The sequence below is a fragment of the Paraburkholderia sp. BL25I1N1 genome, assembly GCF_003002025.1.
Taxonomy (GTDB): domain Bacteria; phylum Pseudomonadota; class Gammaproteobacteria; order Burkholderiales; family Burkholderiaceae; genus Paraburkholderia.
The window spans coordinates 80612-97533 of record NZ_PVZB01000015.1 but is presented as its reverse complement, the minus strand read 5'-3'; the positions used below and the strand labels follow the sequence as shown (position 1 = coordinate 97533).

Genomic DNA, 16922 nt, shown 5'->3' with positions numbered 1-16922 from the left:
TGCGCGCCTTTGGCAATCCGCGGCGGACGCCGCGCCGCATCTCGCATCGCATCGCACCGCGCCTTCGGCAATCGGTAGCGGAGCGCCAGGCTTCGCAGTGCACGGCACCTTTGGCAATCCGCAGGAAACGCCACGCCACGCCCCACCTCGCAGCGCACCGTGCAATCCTGCGGCGCCCAGTTCATACTGGCGCATCGAACGACGCCCCGCAGCCGCTGCGCGCACCGACCGTCGCATCCGCGCCTTCGCGGCGTGCAACGTCCGCCACGTGAACGCACCGGCATCCATGACGAGGCGCACCACTACGGAGACACGCATGCCCCCGGCGACCGCCAGCGACGCATCCACTCTTGCGCGCGACTTCGATTTGCGCCACCTCGATCCCGCTTTCCACGCCGATCCCTATCCGGTCTATCACGCATTGCGCACTCACGAACCGGTCAAGCGCATGCCGGACGGTTCGCTATTTCTGACACGGTTTCGTGACGTGCAGGCCGTGTATCGCGACGCGAAAACCTTCAGCTCCGACAAGACCGTCGAATTCAAGCCGAAGTACGGCGACTCGCCGCTCTACGCGCATCACACCACGAGCCTGGTCTTCAACGATCCGCCGCGCCACACGCGCGTGCGCAAGCTGATCGCCGGGGCGCTGACGGCGCGCGCCATCGCGGCGATGGAGCCCGGGCTGGTGCGCCTCGTCGACGGCTTGCTCGATGCCGCCGGCGCACGCGGCCGGATCGATCTGATCGGCGAGTTCGCGTCGGCGATTCCGGTCGAGATCATCGGCAATCTGCTGGATGTGCCGCACGCGGAGCGCGAGCCCTTGCGTGACTGGTCGCTCGCGATTCTCGGCGCGCTCGAGCCGTCGTTGACCGCAGCGCAGTTCGAACGCGGCAATCGCGCGGTGGACGAATTCGTCGGCTATCTGCGCGATCTAGTGGCGCGGCGCCGGCGCGCGCCCGGCGACCCGCAGCATGACGTGCTGACGCGTCTGATTCAGGGCGAGGAGGGCGGCGAGCAGTTATCGGAAGCGGAGTTGCTGCAGAACTGCATTTTCATTCTGAACGCCGGCCATGAGACGACCACCAATCTGATCGGCAACGGCCTCGTCACGTTGACGCAGTGGCCCGAGCAACGCGCGGCGCTGCTGCACGAGCCGTCGCTGATCGAATCCGCGGTGGAGGAATGCCTGCGTTTCGAGAGTTCGAACCAGCTCGGCAACCGCATGGCGACCGTCGACACGGAGATCGGCGGCGTCGCGGTCGCGCGCGGCACGCCGGTCACGCTGTGCATCGGCGCGGCGAATCGCGACCCGGAGCAGTTCGCGGATCCGGACCGCTTCGACATTCGCCGCGATCCGAACCGGCATCTGGCGTTCGGCTTCGGCATCCATCAGTGCGCCGGCTTGTCGCTCGCGCGGCTCGAGGCGCGCATCGCGATCGGCCGCTTCGTGCAGCGTTTTCCCGACTATCGCCTCGATGGCGAGCCGACGCGCGGCGGACGCGTCCGCTTTCGCGGCTTCGCCGAAGTGCCGCTGGAACTTGTACCGGCCGCCAGCCGCACGGCGTAGCTTTTGCCGTGCTGACGCAAGACTTACAGCCTGTGCCGGCGCCCGTCGTACCGCGCCGCGCGCCGGCGCTGCCCGCAAGGCCGTGGCACGCTTGCTGCTTCGTGTCAGGTCTTAGGCCCAGGGGAACGCACGATGGCACACATGATCTGGAAAGGCGCAATCAGCTTCGGCCTCGTTCACGTGCCGGTGCAGTTATATCCGGCGACGCAGTCCGAGAAAGTCGGCTTCAATCTGCTGGACAAGCGCACGATCGATCCGATCGGCTACAAGCAGATCAACAAGCGCACCGGCAAGGATGTGACGCGCGATAACATCGTGCGCGGCTTCGAGTACGAGAAGGACAAGTACGTCGTGCTCTCCGACGACGAAATCCGCTCGGCGAACCCCGAGTCGACGCAAACGGTCGATATTCTGGCGTTTGTCGACGCCCCCGATATCTCGTTTCTCTATCTCGACACACCTTATTTCCTCACGCCCGACCGCAAGGGCGAAAAGGTCTACGCGCTGCTGCGCGAAGCCATGAAGGCGTCCGGCAAGATCGGCGTGGCGAGCGTGGTGCTGCACAACAAGCAGCATCTGGCGGCGCTGATTCCAGTGGGGCCGGTGCTGGCGCTGAACACGCTGCGCTGGGCCGCGGAGGTGCGCGATTTCGACGAATTCAAGCTGCCGGCCGATGGTGTGAAGGCGGCGGGCGTATCCGCGCGCGAACTCGACATGGCGAAGAAGCTGATCGACGACATGAGCGACAAGTGGGATCCGTCGCAGTATCACGACACCTTCCGCGACGACATCATGGCACTGGTCGATCGCAAGATTCGCGCGGGCAAGACCGAGGAAATCACCGAAGTCGAAGCGCCGCACGAGTCGCGTCAATCCGCCGACATCCTCGATCTATCGGATCTGCTCAAGCGCAGCTTGGGGCGCGGCAAGAGCAAGCCGGCGGCGGGCGGCCGCAAGCGCGCCGCGGACGACGACGGCGATGAGGCCGATGCGGATACCGAGGATGAGACGCCGGCCCGCAAGAAACCGCGCACGACTCGCACAGCGAGCAAGACAACAACGCGCGCTGGTGGCACAAGCGGCCGCGCGAGCACCAAAACCTCGTCGACGCCGGCGGCCCGCAAACGTCGCGCGGCGGCCTGATCGTCGGCATCGCGCCTGAGCCACTCACGACGACGTCATCGCCATGAACGACAGACTCGATCTCTACAACCGCAAGCGCCGCTTCGACGACACGCCGGAGCCGGCTGGCACGCGCGCCAGGCGCAAACCAGGCGGCCGGAAAACGACCGGCAAGGCAGTCGGCGAGGCGCTCTCCTACGTGATTCAGGAGCACGACGCACGGCGCTTGCATTACGATTTCCGGCTCGAACTGAACGGCACGCTCCTGTCGTGGGCGGTGCCGAAAGGGCCGAGCCTCGATCCGTCGGTGAAACGGCTGGCAGTGCATGTGGAGGATCATCCGGTCGAATACGGTTCTTTCGAAGGCGAAATCCCGCCGGGCAACTACGGCGCGGGCAGCGTGATCGTGTGGGATCGCGGCACGTGGGGGCCGGTCGGCGGCGCGGCGGAAGCGGCGCGTTCCTACGCAGCCGGCAAACTCAAGTTCCATTTGCATGGAGAAAAACTGCGAGGCGGCTGGACATTGGTGCGCAGCCATATGCGTGGTAGTGGCGACAAGGAGCAATGGCTGCTGATCAAGGAACGCGACGACGAAGCGCGCGACGAGAGCGACTACGACATTCTGAAGAAGCGTCCAGGCAGCGTGCTCAGCGGCAGCGCTTCGTCGGGCAAAGGCGGAAAGCAAACGACGAAGACAGCGGCAACCAGGGGCACACGCAAAACTGCGGCAGCCACTGCGGCCGTTTCTGATACGACGTCGTCCGCAAAACGAGGAGGCAAGAACAGCGCGAAAGCTGCTTCATCCAACGCCGATCCCCGGCGACCGGACATCGTGGCGACGCGCAACGCACAGTCGCTGCGCGAACTCGCCGCCGCGCCCTCGATCGAGGGCGCCGTGAAAGCCCGCTTGCCCGCGACCTTCAAGCCGCAACTGGCGACGCTCGTCGATGCCGCGCCGCCCGGTGACGAATGGTCGTATGAAATCAAGTTCGACGGCTACCGTGTGCTGGCCCGAATCGATCGCGATGCGAAGGCGGGCGCCGTCAAGGTGTTCACGCGCGCCGGCAACGACTGGACCGCGAAGTTCAGCAAACAGGTCAAGGCGTTCGAACAGCTAGGCATCGAAAGCGCGTGGCTCGACGGCGAAGCCGTGGTGCTGGACCAGAACGGCGTACCGAATTTTCAGGCGCTGCAGAACGCGTTCGATGCGAACCGCCCACAAGACATCATCGTCTACCTGTTCGATATACCGTTCCTGAACGGCTACGACTTGCGCGGCGTGCCGCTCGAACAGCGCCGCGCGATTCTGCGCGCCTTGCTGGAAGGCGTCGACGACAGCGTGCTGCGCTTCTCGAACAATTTCGACTTCAGCGCGGAAGACCTGCTCAGAAGCGCGTGCGATATGGCGCTGGAGGGCATCATCGGCAAGCGGCGCGACAGCGGCTATCTGTCGGGACGTTCGTCGACGTGGATCAAGTTGAAATGCCGCCGGCGTCAGGAGTTCGTGATCGGCGGCTATTCGGAACCGTCCGGCAGCCGCGCGGCGTTCGGCGCACTGCTGCTCGGCGTCTACGATAGCAAAGGCAAATTGAATTACGCGGGGCGTGTGGGCACCGGCTTCGACGCGGCGCTGCTGCGCTCGGTCAAGAAAGAACTCGACGCGCACGCGACCCAGCGCATGCCGTTTGCGGCCGCGCCGCGCGAGCGCAGCCGCACGCCGGTGCATTGGGTCGAACCGGTGCTCGTAGCCGAATGCAATTTCGCGGAATGGACGAGTGACGGCATCGTGCGTCAGGCGTCGTTCGTGAGTCTGCGCAACGACAAGCCGGCGCGCCAGATCGTCAAGGAAACACCTCGCCAGGGAGCCGACGTGCAACAGCAAACTGATTCCATCTCCGACGCGCCGAAGAAACGTGCGGCGCGGAAAACTTCCGCCAGTACTGTGGCCGCTTCCGGTGAAAAGGAGACTGGCGCGGCGAAATCGAAGGCCAACGCGAAAACGGCGGACGCGAAAGAGGCCAGCGTAAAAAGCCGCGACGCAGAGAAAGCCGGCGCGAAGGCCAGTGCCGCAAAAACCGCTGCAACGAAATCCGCTGCAACGAAATCCGCCGCAACGAAAACCGCGACCACGAAAACCAAAGCCACCAAACCCGCACCCGCAAAATCAAACACCGCTGCGCCGCCCGCCGAAGTCGCCGGCGTCCGCATCTCACATCCCGACCGGGTCATCGACAAAAGCAGCGGCGCGCGCAAGATCGATCTCGTGCAGTACTACGAATCCGTCGCCGAATGGATGCTGCCGCATCTGAAAGACCGTCCGGTGTCGCTGGTGCGTGCGCCCGAGGACATCGGCGGCGAACTGTTTTTTCAGAAGCACAGCCAGAAGCTGTCGATTCCGAATGTCACGCAGCATCCGGGCCTCGATCCCGGCCATCCGCCGCTGATCACCGTCGATACCATCAAAGCGCTGGTCGGCGCCGCGCAAATGGGCACCGTCGAATTTCACACGTGGAACGCCGTCGTGTCGAATATCGAAAAGCCCGACCGCGTGGTGTTCGACCTCGACCCCGACGCGGCGCTAGGTTGGGAACGCATGATTGAAGCCGCGCAACTCACGCGTTCGCTGCTCGAAGAACTCGGCCTCAAATCGTTCTGCAAGACGAGCGGCGGCAAGGGCTTGCATGTGGTCGTGCCGCTCGCGAAACAGGCCGGCTGGGACGAGGTGAAAGACTTCTCGCAAGCCGTCGCCCAGCACATGGCGGCAACGCTGCCCAAGTACTTCAGCGCGAAGATGGGCGCGCAGAATCGCAAGCAGAAAATCTTCGTCGACTATCTGCGCAACAACCGCGGTTCCAGCACGGTCGCGGCATTCTCGGCGCGGGCGCGTCCGGGCCTCGGTGTATCGGTGCCGCTCGCGTGGGACGAGGTCGCCGGCACCAAGGGCGGCGATCAATGGACCATCGAGAATCTGCACGAACGCCTCGCCGACCTCAAAAGCGACCCGTGGGCGGACTATGCGAAGACGCGTCAGCGCATCACCGCAGCCATGAAAAAACGTCTGGTCGATGCGCAATAAACTCGGCCGGACCCGATTCAGAACGATAAGGAGCAATACCATGAAGACTTCACCGCAATCGTCCGACGGCGACAAGCAGGCGGACCCACACGCAAAAAAGCAGCCCCAATCGATGCAGGAAGCCGCCGCGCCTCTGCCTCATGAAGCCGATCAGAATCCGGAGTCGCAGCGCGAGGACGGCCCGCGCCAAGTCGGCAAGCAGGCGCATCGCGACCTCGAACGCGGTCTGAAAGATACCGACCGCCGCGGCGGCGGCGAGTATCAGCAGAAGACGCAGAACGATGCGCACACCGACGTCAACTCCGACGACAAAGGAGCCGGCGGCGCACGCGGCAACAAGCACTGACCATGCGTCGATTCGAGCGCCGTCGCCGGCGCTTCGGTCTCAAACCGGCTCTCTGTCCCAGTAAGGCGGATCGCCGAAATGGGCCGCCACAAATTCGATGAAGGCGAGCGTCTTCGGCGGCACGAACGAACGGCTCGGGTACACGGCCCAGATCGCCACGCTATCGGCGAGAGGATAGCTGTCCAGCACGCTGACCAGTTCGCCGCTGCGCAAATACAGCGCGACGTCCCACGTCGATTTGAGCGCGATGCCGAATCCAGCGAGCAGGGCGTCGCGGATCACTTCGCCGTTGTCCGTGACGAGGCGCCCGCTCACGCGCACCGTGAGCGGTCCGGCCGGCGTCACGAAGGACCAGTCGCGCTGGTCCGACAGAATCATGCACTCGTGCTCCGCGAGGTCCGAAGGATGATGCGGCGTACCGCGCGCGGCAAGGTAAGCGGGCGCGGCGCACAGCACCCGCCGGTTTACCGCGAGGCGCCGCGCCACCAGCGACGAATCCTTCAGCGCGCCGACGCGGATCGCCACGTCGATACCCGCATCGACGAGGTCGACCAGTTGATCGGTCAGCCGCAAATCGACGCTCACGCCGGGATAGCGGCGCAGAAATTCGCCGACTACCGGCGACACGTGCTGCCGTCCGAACGAAGACGGCATCGAGACGCGCAGACGGCCCTGCGGCTCGGCCTGCGCCCGGCCCACCGAGGCGCGCGCGGCGGCGGCCGCGTCGAGCAGGGCTTCGGCGCGCGTCATGAAGACTTCACCGTCCTGCGTGAGGCTGATGCGGCGAGTGGTTCGGTGCAGCAAACGCGCGCCGAGCAGCTTTTCCAGCTGCGCGATGCGAGAACTGGCCACGGCTGCGGACAAACCGAATTCGCGTCCGGCCGCCGACACGTTGGCCAGCAATGCGGCGCGCACAAACAGGGCGACGTCGAGCAGATCGAGCCGCTCCCGGTCGCCCGGTGGCGTGCGCTCGGACGAAACCTGAACAGGAGGTGAGTTCATTCTTCTGAAATTCCAAAAAATGTTTTAGTCATTATGACGGTTTTAAAAGAATAAGAGCCGCCGTAGGATGACGCCAATGGAATCGCCGACGCGCAACCGGCACCAGCGGGCCGTCGCAAAGACGGCGATCCTTTCACTCTGATTTGAACTAACAGGAGCATGTATGAAAGCCGTCGGTCTCTATCGCTATTTGCCGATCGATCAAGCGGAAGCCTTGGTCGATGTCGAGATCCCGAAACCCGAAGCCACTGGTCGCGATCTGCTGGTCAAGGTCGAGGCGATCTCCGTCAATCCGGTCGACGCCAAGGTGCGCGCGCCGAAAGACACGCTCGAAAAGACGCCGCGCATCCTCGGTTGGGATGCTGCCGGCACCGTGGCCGCGGTCGGCCCGGACGTCACGCTGTTCAAGGTCGGCGATCCGGTGTTCTATGCGGGCAGCATTACGCGGCCGGGCGCCAACAGCGCGTTCCATCTGGTCGATGAACGGATCGTCGGGCGCAAGCCGGCGTCGCTCGATTTCACTCACGCGGCCGCGTTGCCGCTGACCGCGATCACCGCCTGGGAAGCGTTGTTTGACCGTCTCGGCGTGTCGCCGCAAGGCGCGGACGAAGGCCGCAGCGTGCTGATTTTCGGCGGCGCGGGCGGGGTCGGCTCGGTCGGCATCCAACTGGCGAAGCAACTCGCGAAGCTGAAGGTGATCGCAACCGCGTCGCGGCCCGAATCGGCGAAATGGGCCACGGAGCTGGGCGCGGATCACATCGTCGATCATTTCGGCGACGTTCCCGCGCAATTGAAAAAGCTCGGCATCGACCAGGTCGATTACGTGCTGATGTTCAACGACACCGACAAGAATTTCCCCGCCGCGGCGGAAGTCGTCAAGCCGCAAGGCAGCATCTGCACGATCGTGGAAAACAGCCAGCCGGTGCCGGTCGAACTGCTGAAGGCGAAGAGTGCCGCCTTTCATTGGGAGTTCATGTTCACGCGCTCCATGTTCGGCACGCCGGACATGATCGAGCAGCACAAGCTGTTGACGGAAGTCGCGCGTCTCGTCGATGCGGGCACGCTGCGCACGACCGTCGGCCAGAGCCTCGGCACGATCAACGCCGCGAATCTGCGCCGCGCGCATCAACTGCTTGAAGAAGGGCGCGCGATCGGCAAACTGGTGCTGACGGGTTTCGACGCGTAAATAGCGTTTCGCCGTAGCGGGCTGAAGCGAAAAAACGGCCGGCGTCGCAGCAATGCGCGCCGGCCGTGTTCATTTGATGCACATCAAACTGTGCTATCCGGTGCGTCGATCTGCAGCAGTGCGGCGCGACCTGCGCTTTCGTGCGCCAAAGCCGCGATACGCGCAGAAAACGCGTCGCCGCAAGCGGGTTAACACCCGATTCGCAGGCAGCGCGCGCAGCGCCGCTTGGCGTTAGACTGGCAGGGCAGCATGCTAAAACAGTTGCGTGTCTCGCGGCCCGGCATCATCGAGCCAGGCGGTGCGCGAGCAGTAGCGCTGAAGCGGGCGCGCAGCGGCACAACAACGAGGTGACAGTATGAGCTTCAGACTCTCCGCCGTTTCAGTTGTCGCTTCTCTCGCATGCGCGCTCGCGCCCGGCATGTTTGCGCCGGTGGCTCGCGCGGCCACGCCGATCACGGTCACGTCCCAGTCCGCCCTCGACGGCCCGATCCGCTACACGGTGCGCGTCACGTCGAAACAGTTCGGCAATTCGCAGGAAACCCGCACGATCCGCTCCGGCGAATCGGACGACTTCACATGGAAGACGGTGCCGCCTGGCGGACCGGTTCCCGCGACGGATGCGTGTCCGAACTACGCGTCACTACCGACCGACACCAATGGCGCGATGATCCGGCAGACGCAGATCCGTTTCGCGCCGGTGGTTGCCGGCGACGGCACGGCGACGGTACAACTGAGCTTCCAGGCGCAGACGCCGAAGGGCGTGAAAACCGTCACGAGCGGCGGCAAAACGCTCAAGTGTCCGAACGACGTGAGCGTCAGCCAGATCGTGCGCTTCACGATGCCGGTGAACGGCAGCACGAAAACACTCACGCTCAGCGACGGCACGGAAGTCGCGATAAGCGCGAAGCGTTGAGTCCGGCGCGTGAAGGGAGCACAGCGGCGAGCCTGAACGCGGCTTAGCGCCGTGCCACGGTCCGCTCCACGAGCCGCGCCGACAGAAACCGGTGCTCGGCGGAAAAGAGCCGCCGGTAGGTGAGCAGCACCGCGCCCACGGTCCCCAGCGTTGACGACGCGGCGATCAGGAACATGATCACGATCTGATAGCGCACCGCCTGCAATGGTGATTGGCCGGCCAGCACCTGGCCGGTCATCATGCCGGGCAGGCTCACCACGCCGACCACGGCCATCTGATTGAGCGTCGGCATCATGCCCGCCCGCACCGCCTGGCGCGCGGGCGCCTGTGCCGCTTCCCAACGCGTCGCGCCGAGCGCGAGCGCCATGTCGACGCGATCGCGTCGCGCGGTCAATTCCTCGGTCATGCGTTCGATGCCGAGCGACACGCCGGTCAGTGTATTGCCGAGGATCATGCCGAGAATCGGAATCGCATATTGCGGCTCGTACCACGGGTGAATGCGAATCACGACGAACAGCCCGACCGCGGCGACCAGCCACGAACTCACCCAGATCGACAGCACGCTGTCCGCGCGTTGTCCGCGATACGTGCGGTTGCCGCGCTGCGCGCCCGCGAAGCCGGCGATCAGCGTCATCACGATCATCAGCGGCAACACCACGTACCAGCGGTCGTACTGGAATACCCAGCCGAGCACGTAGCCGATCGCCAGTAACTGCACGACGGTGCGCACGGCGGCCCACGCGAGCTTGCGTTCGAGATCGAGCTTGAGCGCCACCGAGACGGCACCGTTCACGACGATCAGCAGCGCGGCGATTGCGACATCCCACAGACTCAGGTTTTGCAGTGTCATTGGCCGGACTCCTGTTGGTACTGATGGGCGGGCGGCATCTCGGGCCGTGCCTCGGTCCGCGCGGTTTCGTCGAGCACGCCGGCGCGCATGGTCAGATGCCGCGCGCTCATGCGCGTGGCTTGCGCCGGATCGTGGGACACCCAGATCGACGCATGACGAGCGGGATCGGCGTCGAACCATGCGTGCACCAGTCCTTCGATCGCATGCGACGACTCCGGGTCGAGCGAGGCAGTCGGCTCGTCGAGCAACAGAACCTCGGGCGCGAGTTGCAGCACGCGAATCAGCGCGGCGATCTGCGCCTCGCCTCCGGACAACTCGCTTGCGCGCTTGTCGAGAAAGTCGTCGCCGCGGCCGGCCTGAGCGGCGAGGCTCGCCGCTCGCGCGCGATCGAAGCGTACGCTGCGATACGTGCGCAACTCGAACGGGTAGCGCAGATTGTCTTCGACGCTGCCGTCGAGCAGCGCGGGCCGCTGCCGGATATACGCGACGTTGCGCCGGTAGCGCGGAATGGCGGCGCGTTCCACCGGCGCGCCATGCCATATCACGCGTCCCGCATCGAGCGGATCGAGCAGCGCGAGGGCGCGCAGGAACACGCTCTTGCCCGAGCCTGACGGTCCGGTGATCGCGACACGGTCGCCTCCCTGTAAAGCGAAGGTGGTCGGCTGCAGCAACGTCTGGCCGCGCACGGCATCGCGCCGGACGATGCCTTCGGCGAGGACTAAGGGAACATCGGTCATGTTTGAATTTGTAATGGGGGATGCGTAAGGTCGAGGCTCGCTGCAACGTGTGTGTGGGTGCAACCTGCGCTCAACATGATAAAGCGTTGATAAAGCGCTAATAAAGCGCCGGCGGCACGGCGCTGGCGGTCAATGATCGGGCACGCAACGTGCTGCTCTTTGTTCAACGTAAAAGAATTAGCGGAGCCTCTCAATGGCAGTGTCGAGCACGACAGGACGGCGAATCGGAAAAATCATCGCGTGGCTGTTGGCGATTATCGTCATTCTGATTGTCGCGCTGACTATTTTTATTCTGACGTTCGACTGGAACCGGGCACGGCCTTATATCAACGACAAGGTCACGCAAGCGATCGGCAGGCCGTTCGCCATCAACGGCGATCTGAAGGTCGGCTGGCGGCATCCGGTCGGCGAAACCGGCTGGCGCGGCTGGGTGCCGTGGCCGCGTTTCTCGGCGGCCAATATCACCGTGGGCAATCCGGACTGGACGAAGCAGCCGCAGTTCGCCACGCTCGACGAGATCGACTTCCAGGTCAAGGTGCTGCCGCTGCTCGCGCACGATATCGTGATTCCCACCATCAACCTTGTGAATCCTTCGGTCGACCTCGAGCGCGTGCTCGACGGCCGCAACAACTGGACCTTCAAGCTGGCGGCGTCGAGCGCGCCTTCGGAATGGAAGCTCGAACTGCACGATATCGCCTTTGCCAAAGGCAATATCGCGCTGTCCGATCAGCAGAAAAAGGTCGATCTGCAGATGGCCATCGACACGCTCGGCCAGCCGATTCCGATCGGCGAAGCCATGAAGCAGCAGGAAGCGGCGTCGCGCAGTTCGTCGGCGCAAACCATCGGCAAGTCGGGTGCGAGCAAGCTGACTCAGCAGGCGAATGCGCAAGCGGCGTCGGAGGCCGCGGCGGCGTCCGCGGCGGCTGCCTCCGGCGCGTCGTCGACGGATATCAGCGCGTCGGGTACCACGGCGGCCACGGGCGCCTCGGGCGGCCTGGTCGCGGGCGGCTCGAAAGGCGCGAGCGAGGCCCTGGTTGCAGGCGCGAGCGGCGTGGGCGTGGCGTCCGCGCCGGCCTCGGCTTCGGGCGCGAGCGAGGCGCAGACGCAAGCCGGCGCGAAGCAGGAAATTCCGCCGTACGCCATCGGCTGGACCGTCAAAGGGACTTACAACAAGACGCCGGTGTCGGGCAGCGGCAAGGTCGGCGGTGTGCTCGCGCTGCAGGACGCGAACCGGCCGTTCCCGGTGCAAGCCGATGTCAAGGCGGGCGATCTGCATGTCGGCCTGGTCGGCACGATCACCGATCCGGCGCATCTTGCCGCGGTCGATCTGCGCCTCTGGCTGCAAGGCAACAGCATGGCGCGTCTCTATTCGCTGACTGGCGTGACGCTGCCCGACACACCGCCTTATGCAACCGAAGGGCGGCTCGTCGGCCAGTTCAAGTCCACGGGGAACGTCTTCAAGTATGAAAATTTTACAGGCCGGGTCGGCGGCAGCGATATCAACGGCTCAATGACCTATACGGCGCGTGAACCGCGTCCGCTGCTGCAGGGCGAACTCGTGTCGCATCTGCTGCAATTTTCCGATCTGGCGCCGGTGATCGGCGCGGACTCGAACGCCAGCAAGGCCAAGCGCGGCGACGCGACGACGCAGCCGTCCAACAAGGCGCTGCCGGTCGAAGAATTCCGCACCGACCGCTGGAAGGCGATCGACGCCGACGTGAAGTTCACCGGCCGGCGCATCGTCAAGGACGTGAATCTGCCGATCACGGATCTGTACACGCACGTGGTGATGACCGACGGCGTACTGTCGCTGGAACCGTTGAAGTTTGGCGTGGCCGGCGGCACGCTCGCTTCGGACATTCATCTGGACGGCAGCACGACGCCGCTCAAGGGCCGTTTCGCGACCTCGGCGCGGCATCTGAAGCTCAAGCAGTTGTTCCCGAACTTCAAGACGATGCAGAACGCCCTTGGCGAAATCAACGGCGACGCCGCGTTGACCGCCACGGGCAATTCGCCGGCGGCGCTCGCGGCAACGTCGAACGGCGAGGTCAAGGCGCTGGTGACGGACGGCACGGTGAGCCGTCTGCTGATGGAAGCGGCCGGGCTGAACGTGGCGAACGTCGTGTATGAAAAGCTGTTCGGCAATCGCGATGTGAAAATCAACTGCGCGGCCGCCGATTTTGTCGCGACCAACGGCGTGCTGGAATCGCGTGTGTTCGCGCTCGATACGGACGACGCCGTGATCGACATCGACGGCAACGTGAATCTGCGCGACGAGTCGATGGACCTCGGCGTGCATCCGCATACCAAGGGTTTCCGTGTCTTCTCGCTGCGTTCGCCGCTCTACGTGAAAGGCACTTTCAAGGACCCGCACGTCGGCGTGAACGCGGCCGCGCTGGCCTTGCGCGGCGGCGCGGCGGTCGGCCTCGGCCTGATCAATCCGTTCGCGGCGCTGATTCCGTTGCTCGCGCCGAGCAACAACAAGCCGTTGCCGTGCACGCAAATGCTCGCGCAGATCCGCCAGGCGCCGACGGCGCCGCCGCCGGGCGTAAAGCAGCAGCCCAAGTCGGCGATTTCTCTGGATGGCGCGCCGGTCAACAAATCATCGGGCGGCGCTTCGTCACCGGCGACGACGGATAAGAAGAAGCCGGCTGCGGTGTCGCCCGCCAGCGCGGCTACATACAAGGGAAGCTGATGCCTTTCATCCTGCCTTCGGATTGGCTGAGCTGGAGTTTCGGCGGCGGCCTGTCGTTGATCTTTTTGTGGCTGATCAGTGTGCCGCCCGGGCGCGACGACTTCGACAATTTCGACGACATTACGAGCAAACGAGACACGGCGAGCGCCGCACGCGCGCGCAGACAGATCACCTGAGAGACAAATCGAATCAAGGAAAGGTGATGACGCAACACCGTGTGATGAACTGTGTGAACAGACGGTGTTGCGAGCGTGAAGCGCAACTATAAAGCTAAAGGTCTACCTGAGCGGTCTACCTGAGCGAGCGCGGCGCGGCGTCTCCAGCAGCATCCTGACGACGCACCCCGCGACGCGCACCGCCTACGCGAGTCGCGCCGAATTCCGTCAGGATCCTGGCGCGAGCCCGGCTGGCAAACACCAGAAAGCCGAAGCCGTCGGCCTCATACCAGTAGCCGCCGTTCTCGAGACCGTCGAGCGGCTGCTCCAGCGCATTGGTAATGGATTCGATGCAACGGCGCCGTAACTCGGCGGGTGCCGGATAGGGCGGTTGTGCGCCACGCACACTGCACAGGAGTACATCGAGTCCCGGCAGCACGTGCGCATAAAGGACAGGCTCGTCTTGCGCGCGAGCACGCGCAATCTTGGTGTCGAGCTGACCGAACGGCTTGAAATGCCGTAGTACCGCGAGGAACGACTCATCGCCGTCCACCTTCGCGCGTCTACGCTTTTTCGGGAAGGACATAAAAATTCGCCTGAAAAAGAATTGCAAGAAACGCAGCGTCCTCATGCGACCACTCCCGGCTTCGCGCGCCGCACGTCGATCTTTTATAGCATACGACAAGGTCGGATTCACGGTGATTCGACAACAACGCCGCCCCACCGCCTCCCGCACGAATCATGCCGAACCGCCTCGCCGCGCGCTTTCGCTTCCTAGCCCACCTGTTTCCATCATAGACGCACGAGGCGTCGAAAAATCATCTCATACCAATAAAAAAGTCATTTTTGTGTGGGGCGGCGCATCTTGCCGGCACGTTGAAATATCTCGAATTCACGTCGATAATGGCCCGTCCGGCTGCCCTACACCGAGCTCGCCGATATCACACCGCAATGTCCCGCCGGCGCGGCGCTGCGTGGCCGGTCACGCGCACCGCCGCGGCTTGATCGACCGCTTGAGCGACCCTTTGCGACCCTTCGGGCGAACATGAAACTATTCACCAAGGGTCTGCTGCTGATTGCAGTGCCGAGCGCGGTCGAGCTGGCGCTTCTTGGGGTCGTCTTCGATACCCAGGAGCAGACAGCGCAGGCCGCGCAGTGGGTCACCAACAGCAAGCAGATTCTCTATCAGTCATCGGCCATCGTCGATCCGCTGCTGCGTCAGACGGCGCGGGTTCGCACGGGCATGGTGATCGGCGACGCGTCGCTGATCGACCGCCATACCGTGTGGGTCGATCTGGGCGACCGGCTGTCGAATCTCGAGGTGCTGGTCGCCGGCACGCCGCAACAGGTCGAACGCGTGCACAAGATGCAGCGGGCCATCGACGCGTATCGCACACAAACCGTCGCGATCTCGCAGGCGCTGCGCGAAGGGCGTCGTCCGACGTCGTTTGCGGCGCTGGAGACTGGCGCGTTGCCACAGCAGATCGCCGTGTTTCGCGATGAACTCGCGGCGTTCGGCGACGAGGCGTCGCGGCTCGACGCTGAACGTTCGGCCGCGCTCGCGCGGCGCCGCGACCATCAGCAGTACGCGCTGATCGGCGCCGTGCTGGGCTCGATGCTGATCTGGGCCGCGACCGCGGTGGCCTTTGCGCGCAGCATCGGCCGGCGACTGGAAGTGTTGACCGAGAACGCCGAGCGCTTGGGCAGCGGGCGCACGCTGGCGCCGGCGCTGTCGGGTAAGGACGAAATTGCCGCGCTCGACACCGTGCTGCATCAGACGGGCGCGCGCCTGCGTGCGGCGGAAGCCGAGCAGGCCATGCTGAAGACGCGGCTCGAAGCGCGCGCGCGGGAACTGGCGGGCGTCAACGAGGAACTGCGTCAGGAGACGCAAGATAATGAAATGTTCATCTACAGCGTGTCGCACGATCTGCGCTCGCCCTTGGTGAATCTGCAAGGCTTCTCGAAGGAACTGCAGGTCTCGTGCGACGAGTTGGGCAGCGTCGTCGAGGCGGCAAAATTGCCGCCAGCCGAGCATCGACGCATGGCGCATATTCTCGATGGCGAGATGCGCGAGTCCTTGCAATATTTGCGCACGGCAGTGACGCGGGCCGCGTCGATCATCGACGCATTGCTGCGTATTTCACGCGCGGGCCGGCTCGAATACCAATGGCAGCGTGTGAGCGTCGGGCGCGTGGTGGGCCGGGTGGTCGACGCACTCCAGGGCGCGATCGGGCAGCATGCCGCCGTGGTGACCGTGCGCGATCTGCCGCCCGCGTGGGGCGACCCCGGCGCGATCGAGCAGATTTTCAGCAATCTGATCGGCAACGCGCTGAATTATCTCGACCCGGCGCGCAACGGGCGTATCGAAGTCGGCGCGCTGGAACCCGAACCGGTCGAGCCGGCCGAGGCAGGCGAGCCGCGCGCGATCCGCATGCGCACGTATTATGTGCGCGACAACGGCCTCGGCATTCCGGCCGCCTATATGTCGAAAGTGTTCCGGGCGTTTCAGCGCCTGCACGGCGACGTCGCGAACGGCGACGGCATCGGTCTCGCGGTGGTGCGTCGCACGGTGGAACGGCATGGAGGCCGCGTGTGGGTCGAGTCGGCGGAGGGCGCGGGGTCGACGTTTTTCGTGGTGTTGCCGGAACAGCCCGCGCGTCTTTGAACTTGAGCAGGCAAAGAGGGCGGCGGCGCGGATAATCACAAGCGGCGGGCATCAACCCATCGTTGAGCACGGAGAGCATATGAATCACGGGGAAACGGTCAGCATCGTACTGATCGAAGATGACGACGGCCACGCCACGCTGGTCGAGCGCAATCTGCGCCGCGCCGGCATTTCGAACGGTTTCGTGCGCTTTCGCGACGGCCAGCAGGCGCTCGATTATTTCTTCGGCCCGGAGCCGTCAACGGCCGACGCCGCGAGTTCCCCGGCCGATCCCGCTAACAGCGCTGTGCCCGCGCGCGAAGATTTGATGAATTTCGTCGTGCTGCTCGATCTGAAAATGCCGCGGGTGGACGGCTTTGAAGTCTTGCGGCGTCTGAAAGAATCGCCGCAGACGGCCGCCGTGCCGGTGATCGTCCTGACCACGACCGACGACCCGCGCGAAATCGCGCGTTGCTACGAACTCGGCTGCAATGTCTATATCACCAAGCCGGTCGAATACGATGCGTTTATCGAAGCCGTGCGCCGCCTCGGTTTTTTCCTGCAGGTGGTCAAGCTGCCTTCAGGGCATCGTCTCGCGGCGCCGTGATGGAAGGTTCGCATGAAGC

At 64.4% G+C, this 16922-nt stretch carries 14 protein-coding genes; 10 read left to right on the top strand and 4 right to left on the bottom strand.

All coding sequences use genetic code 11. From position 1 onward, the window contains the following. Positions 1 to 316: 316 nt before the first annotated feature. The 4 genes from B0G73_RS22760 (at position 317) to B0G73_RS22745 (ending at position 6114) form a co-directional block, all read left to right on the top strand. The gene (locus B0G73_RS22760) at positions 317 to 1570 is read left to right on the top strand and encodes a cytochrome P450 (protein WP_106283647.1); all 1254 of its coding nucleotides are present in this window, start codon (positions 317 to 319) and stop codon (positions 1568 to 1570) included. A 132-nt stretch (positions 1571 to 1702) separates the two neighbouring features. Next, entirely contained in the window at positions 1703 to 2713 is a 1011-nt protein-coding gene (locus tag B0G73_RS22755) for a Ku protein (protein WP_106283522.1), read from the top strand. Positions 2714 to 2756: 43 nt separating this feature from the next. Continuing rightward, positions 2757 to 5768: a DNA ligase D gene (gene ligD, locus B0G73_RS22750; protein ID WP_106283521.1), complete on the top strand. Its 3012-nt coding sequence runs from the start codon at positions 2757 to 2759 to the stop codon at positions 5766 to 5768. A gap of 40 nt (positions 5769 to 5808) precedes the next feature. After that, positions 5809 to 6114: a hypothetical protein gene (locus B0G73_RS22745; protein ID WP_106283520.1), complete on the top strand. Its 306-nt coding sequence runs from the start codon at positions 5809 to 5811 to the stop codon at positions 6112 to 6114. A 39-nt stretch (positions 6115 to 6153) separates the two neighbouring features. Here the strand turns inward: B0G73_RS22745 and B0G73_RS22740 are convergent, their stop codons facing one another. Then, entirely contained in the window at positions 6154 to 7116 is a 963-nt protein-coding gene (locus tag B0G73_RS22740; RefSeq protein WP_106283519.1) for a LysR family transcriptional regulator, read from the bottom strand. Positions 7117 to 7279: 163 nt separating this feature from the next. Between B0G73_RS22740 and B0G73_RS22735 the strand changes: the two genes are divergently transcribed. Together B0G73_RS22735 and B0G73_RS22730 are read left to right on the top strand one after the other, a co-directional pair. After that, entirely contained in the window at positions 7280 to 8302 is a 1023-nt protein-coding gene (locus B0G73_RS22735; RefSeq protein WP_106283518.1) for a zinc-binding alcohol dehydrogenase family protein, read from the top strand. Positions 8303 to 8657: 355 nt separating this feature from the next. Next, positions 8658 to 9215, top strand: a complete 558-nt coding sequence (locus tag B0G73_RS22730) for a DUF6013 family protein (protein ID WP_106283517.1) — start codon at positions 8658 to 8660, stop codon at positions 9213 to 9215. A gap of 43 nt (positions 9216 to 9258) precedes the next feature. Here B0G73_RS22730 and fetB read toward each other — a convergent pair whose 3' ends face one another. Beyond that, positions 9259 to 10065, bottom strand: a complete 807-nt coding sequence (fetB, locus tag B0G73_RS22725) for an ABC transporter permease (protein ID WP_106283516.1) — start codon at positions 10063 to 10065, stop codon at positions 9259 to 9261. Continuing rightward, the gene (locus B0G73_RS22720) at positions 10062 to 10802 is read right to left on the bottom strand and encodes an ATP-binding cassette domain-containing protein (protein WP_106283515.1); all 741 of its coding nucleotides are present in this window, start codon (positions 10800 to 10802) and stop codon (positions 10062 to 10064) included. Before B0G73_RS22720 ends, fetB begins: the two co-directional genes overlap by 4 nt. Before the next feature lie 193 nt (positions 10803 to 10995). Here B0G73_RS22720 and B0G73_RS22715 point away from each other — a divergent pair, with 193 nt between their 5' ends. Together B0G73_RS22715 and B0G73_RS40610 are read left to right on the top strand one after the other, a co-directional pair. Next, positions 10996 to 13497 carry an AsmA family protein gene (locus tag B0G73_RS22715; protein ID WP_106283514.1) on the top strand — a complete coding sequence of 834 codons (2502 nt, stop codon included), beginning with the start codon at positions 10996 to 10998 and terminating at the stop codon, positions 13495 to 13497. Continuing rightward, positions 13497 to 13673, top strand: a complete 177-nt coding sequence (locus tag B0G73_RS40610) for a hypothetical protein (protein WP_181196630.1) — start codon at positions 13497 to 13499, stop codon at positions 13671 to 13673. Before B0G73_RS22715 ends, B0G73_RS40610 begins: the two co-directional genes overlap by 1 nt. A 115-nt stretch (positions 13674 to 13788) precedes the next feature. Here the strand turns inward: B0G73_RS40610 and B0G73_RS22710 are convergent, their stop codons facing one another. Continuing rightward, positions 13789 to 14283: a hypothetical protein gene (locus tag B0G73_RS22710; RefSeq protein WP_106283513.1), complete on the bottom strand. Its 495-nt coding sequence runs from the start codon at positions 14281 to 14283 to the stop codon at positions 13789 to 13791. A gap of 414 nt (positions 14284 to 14697) precedes the next feature. On the opposite strand from B0G73_RS22710, the gene B0G73_RS22705 reads away from it, so the two are divergent. Together B0G73_RS22705 and B0G73_RS22700 are read left to right on the top strand one after the other, a co-directional pair. Beyond that, complete coding sequence (locus B0G73_RS22705; RefSeq protein ID WP_106283512.1) at positions 14698 to 16317, top strand: ATP-binding protein; 1620 nt, start codon at positions 14698 to 14700, stop codon at positions 16315 to 16317. Positions 16318 to 16396: 79 nt separating this feature from the next. After that, the gene (locus B0G73_RS22700; RefSeq protein WP_106283511.1) at positions 16397 to 16903 is read left to right on the top strand and encodes a response regulator; all 507 of its coding nucleotides are present in this window, start codon (positions 16397 to 16399) and stop codon (positions 16901 to 16903) included. Positions 16904 to 16922 lie beyond the last annotated feature (19 nt).

Excerpts from the sequence above, each read along its gene's own strand:
- B0G73_RS22700 (WP_106283511.1), top strand. The coding sequence starts at position 16,397 with ATGAATCACGGGGAAACGGTCAGCATCGTACTGATCGAAGATGACGAC.
- B0G73_RS22710 (WP_106283513.1), bottom strand. The coding sequence starts at position 14,283 with ATGAGGACGCTGCGTTTCTTGCAATTCTTTTTCAGGCGAATTTTTATG.
- fetB (WP_106283516.1), bottom strand. The coding sequence starts at position 10,065 with ATGACACTGCAAAACCTGAGTCTGTGGGATGTCGCAATCGCCGCGCTG.
- B0G73_RS22740 (WP_106283519.1), bottom strand. The coding sequence starts at position 7,116 with ATGAACTCACCTCCTGTTCAGGTTTCGTCCGAGCGCACGCCACCGGGC.
- B0G73_RS22730 (WP_106283517.1), top strand. The coding sequence starts at position 8,658 with ATGAGCTTCAGACTCTCCGCCGTTTCAGTTGTCGCTTCTCTCGCATGC.
- B0G73_RS22745 (WP_106283520.1), top strand. The coding sequence starts at position 5,809 with ATGAAGACTTCACCGCAATCGTCCGACGGCGACAAGCAGGCGGACCCA.
- B0G73_RS22755 (WP_106283522.1), top strand. The coding sequence starts at position 1,703 with ATGGCACACATGATCTGGAAAGGCGCAATCAGCTTCGGCCTCGTTCAC.
- B0G73_RS40610 (WP_181196630.1), top strand. The coding sequence starts at position 13,497 with ATGCCTTTCATCCTGCCTTCGGATTGGCTGAGCTGGAGTTTCGGCGGC.
- B0G73_RS22720 (WP_106283515.1), bottom strand. The coding sequence starts at position 10,802 with ATGACCGATGTTCCCTTAGTCCTCGCCGAAGGCATCGTCCGGCGCGAT.
- B0G73_RS22760 (WP_106283647.1), top strand. The coding sequence starts at position 317 with ATGCCCCCGGCGACCGCCAGCGACGCATCCACTCTTGCGCGCGACTTC.
- B0G73_RS22715 (WP_106283514.1), top strand. The coding sequence starts at position 10,996 with ATGGCAGTGTCGAGCACGACAGGACGGCGAATCGGAAAAATCATCGCG.
- ligD (WP_106283521.1), top strand. The coding sequence starts at position 2,757 with ATGAACGACAGACTCGATCTCTACAACCGCAAGCGCCGCTTCGACGAC.
- B0G73_RS22705 (WP_106283512.1), top strand. The coding sequence starts at position 14,698 with ATGAAACTATTCACCAAGGGTCTGCTGCTGATTGCAGTGCCGAGCGCG.
- B0G73_RS22735 (WP_106283518.1), top strand. The coding sequence starts at position 7,280 with ATGAAAGCCGTCGGTCTCTATCGCTATTTGCCGATCGATCAAGCGGAA.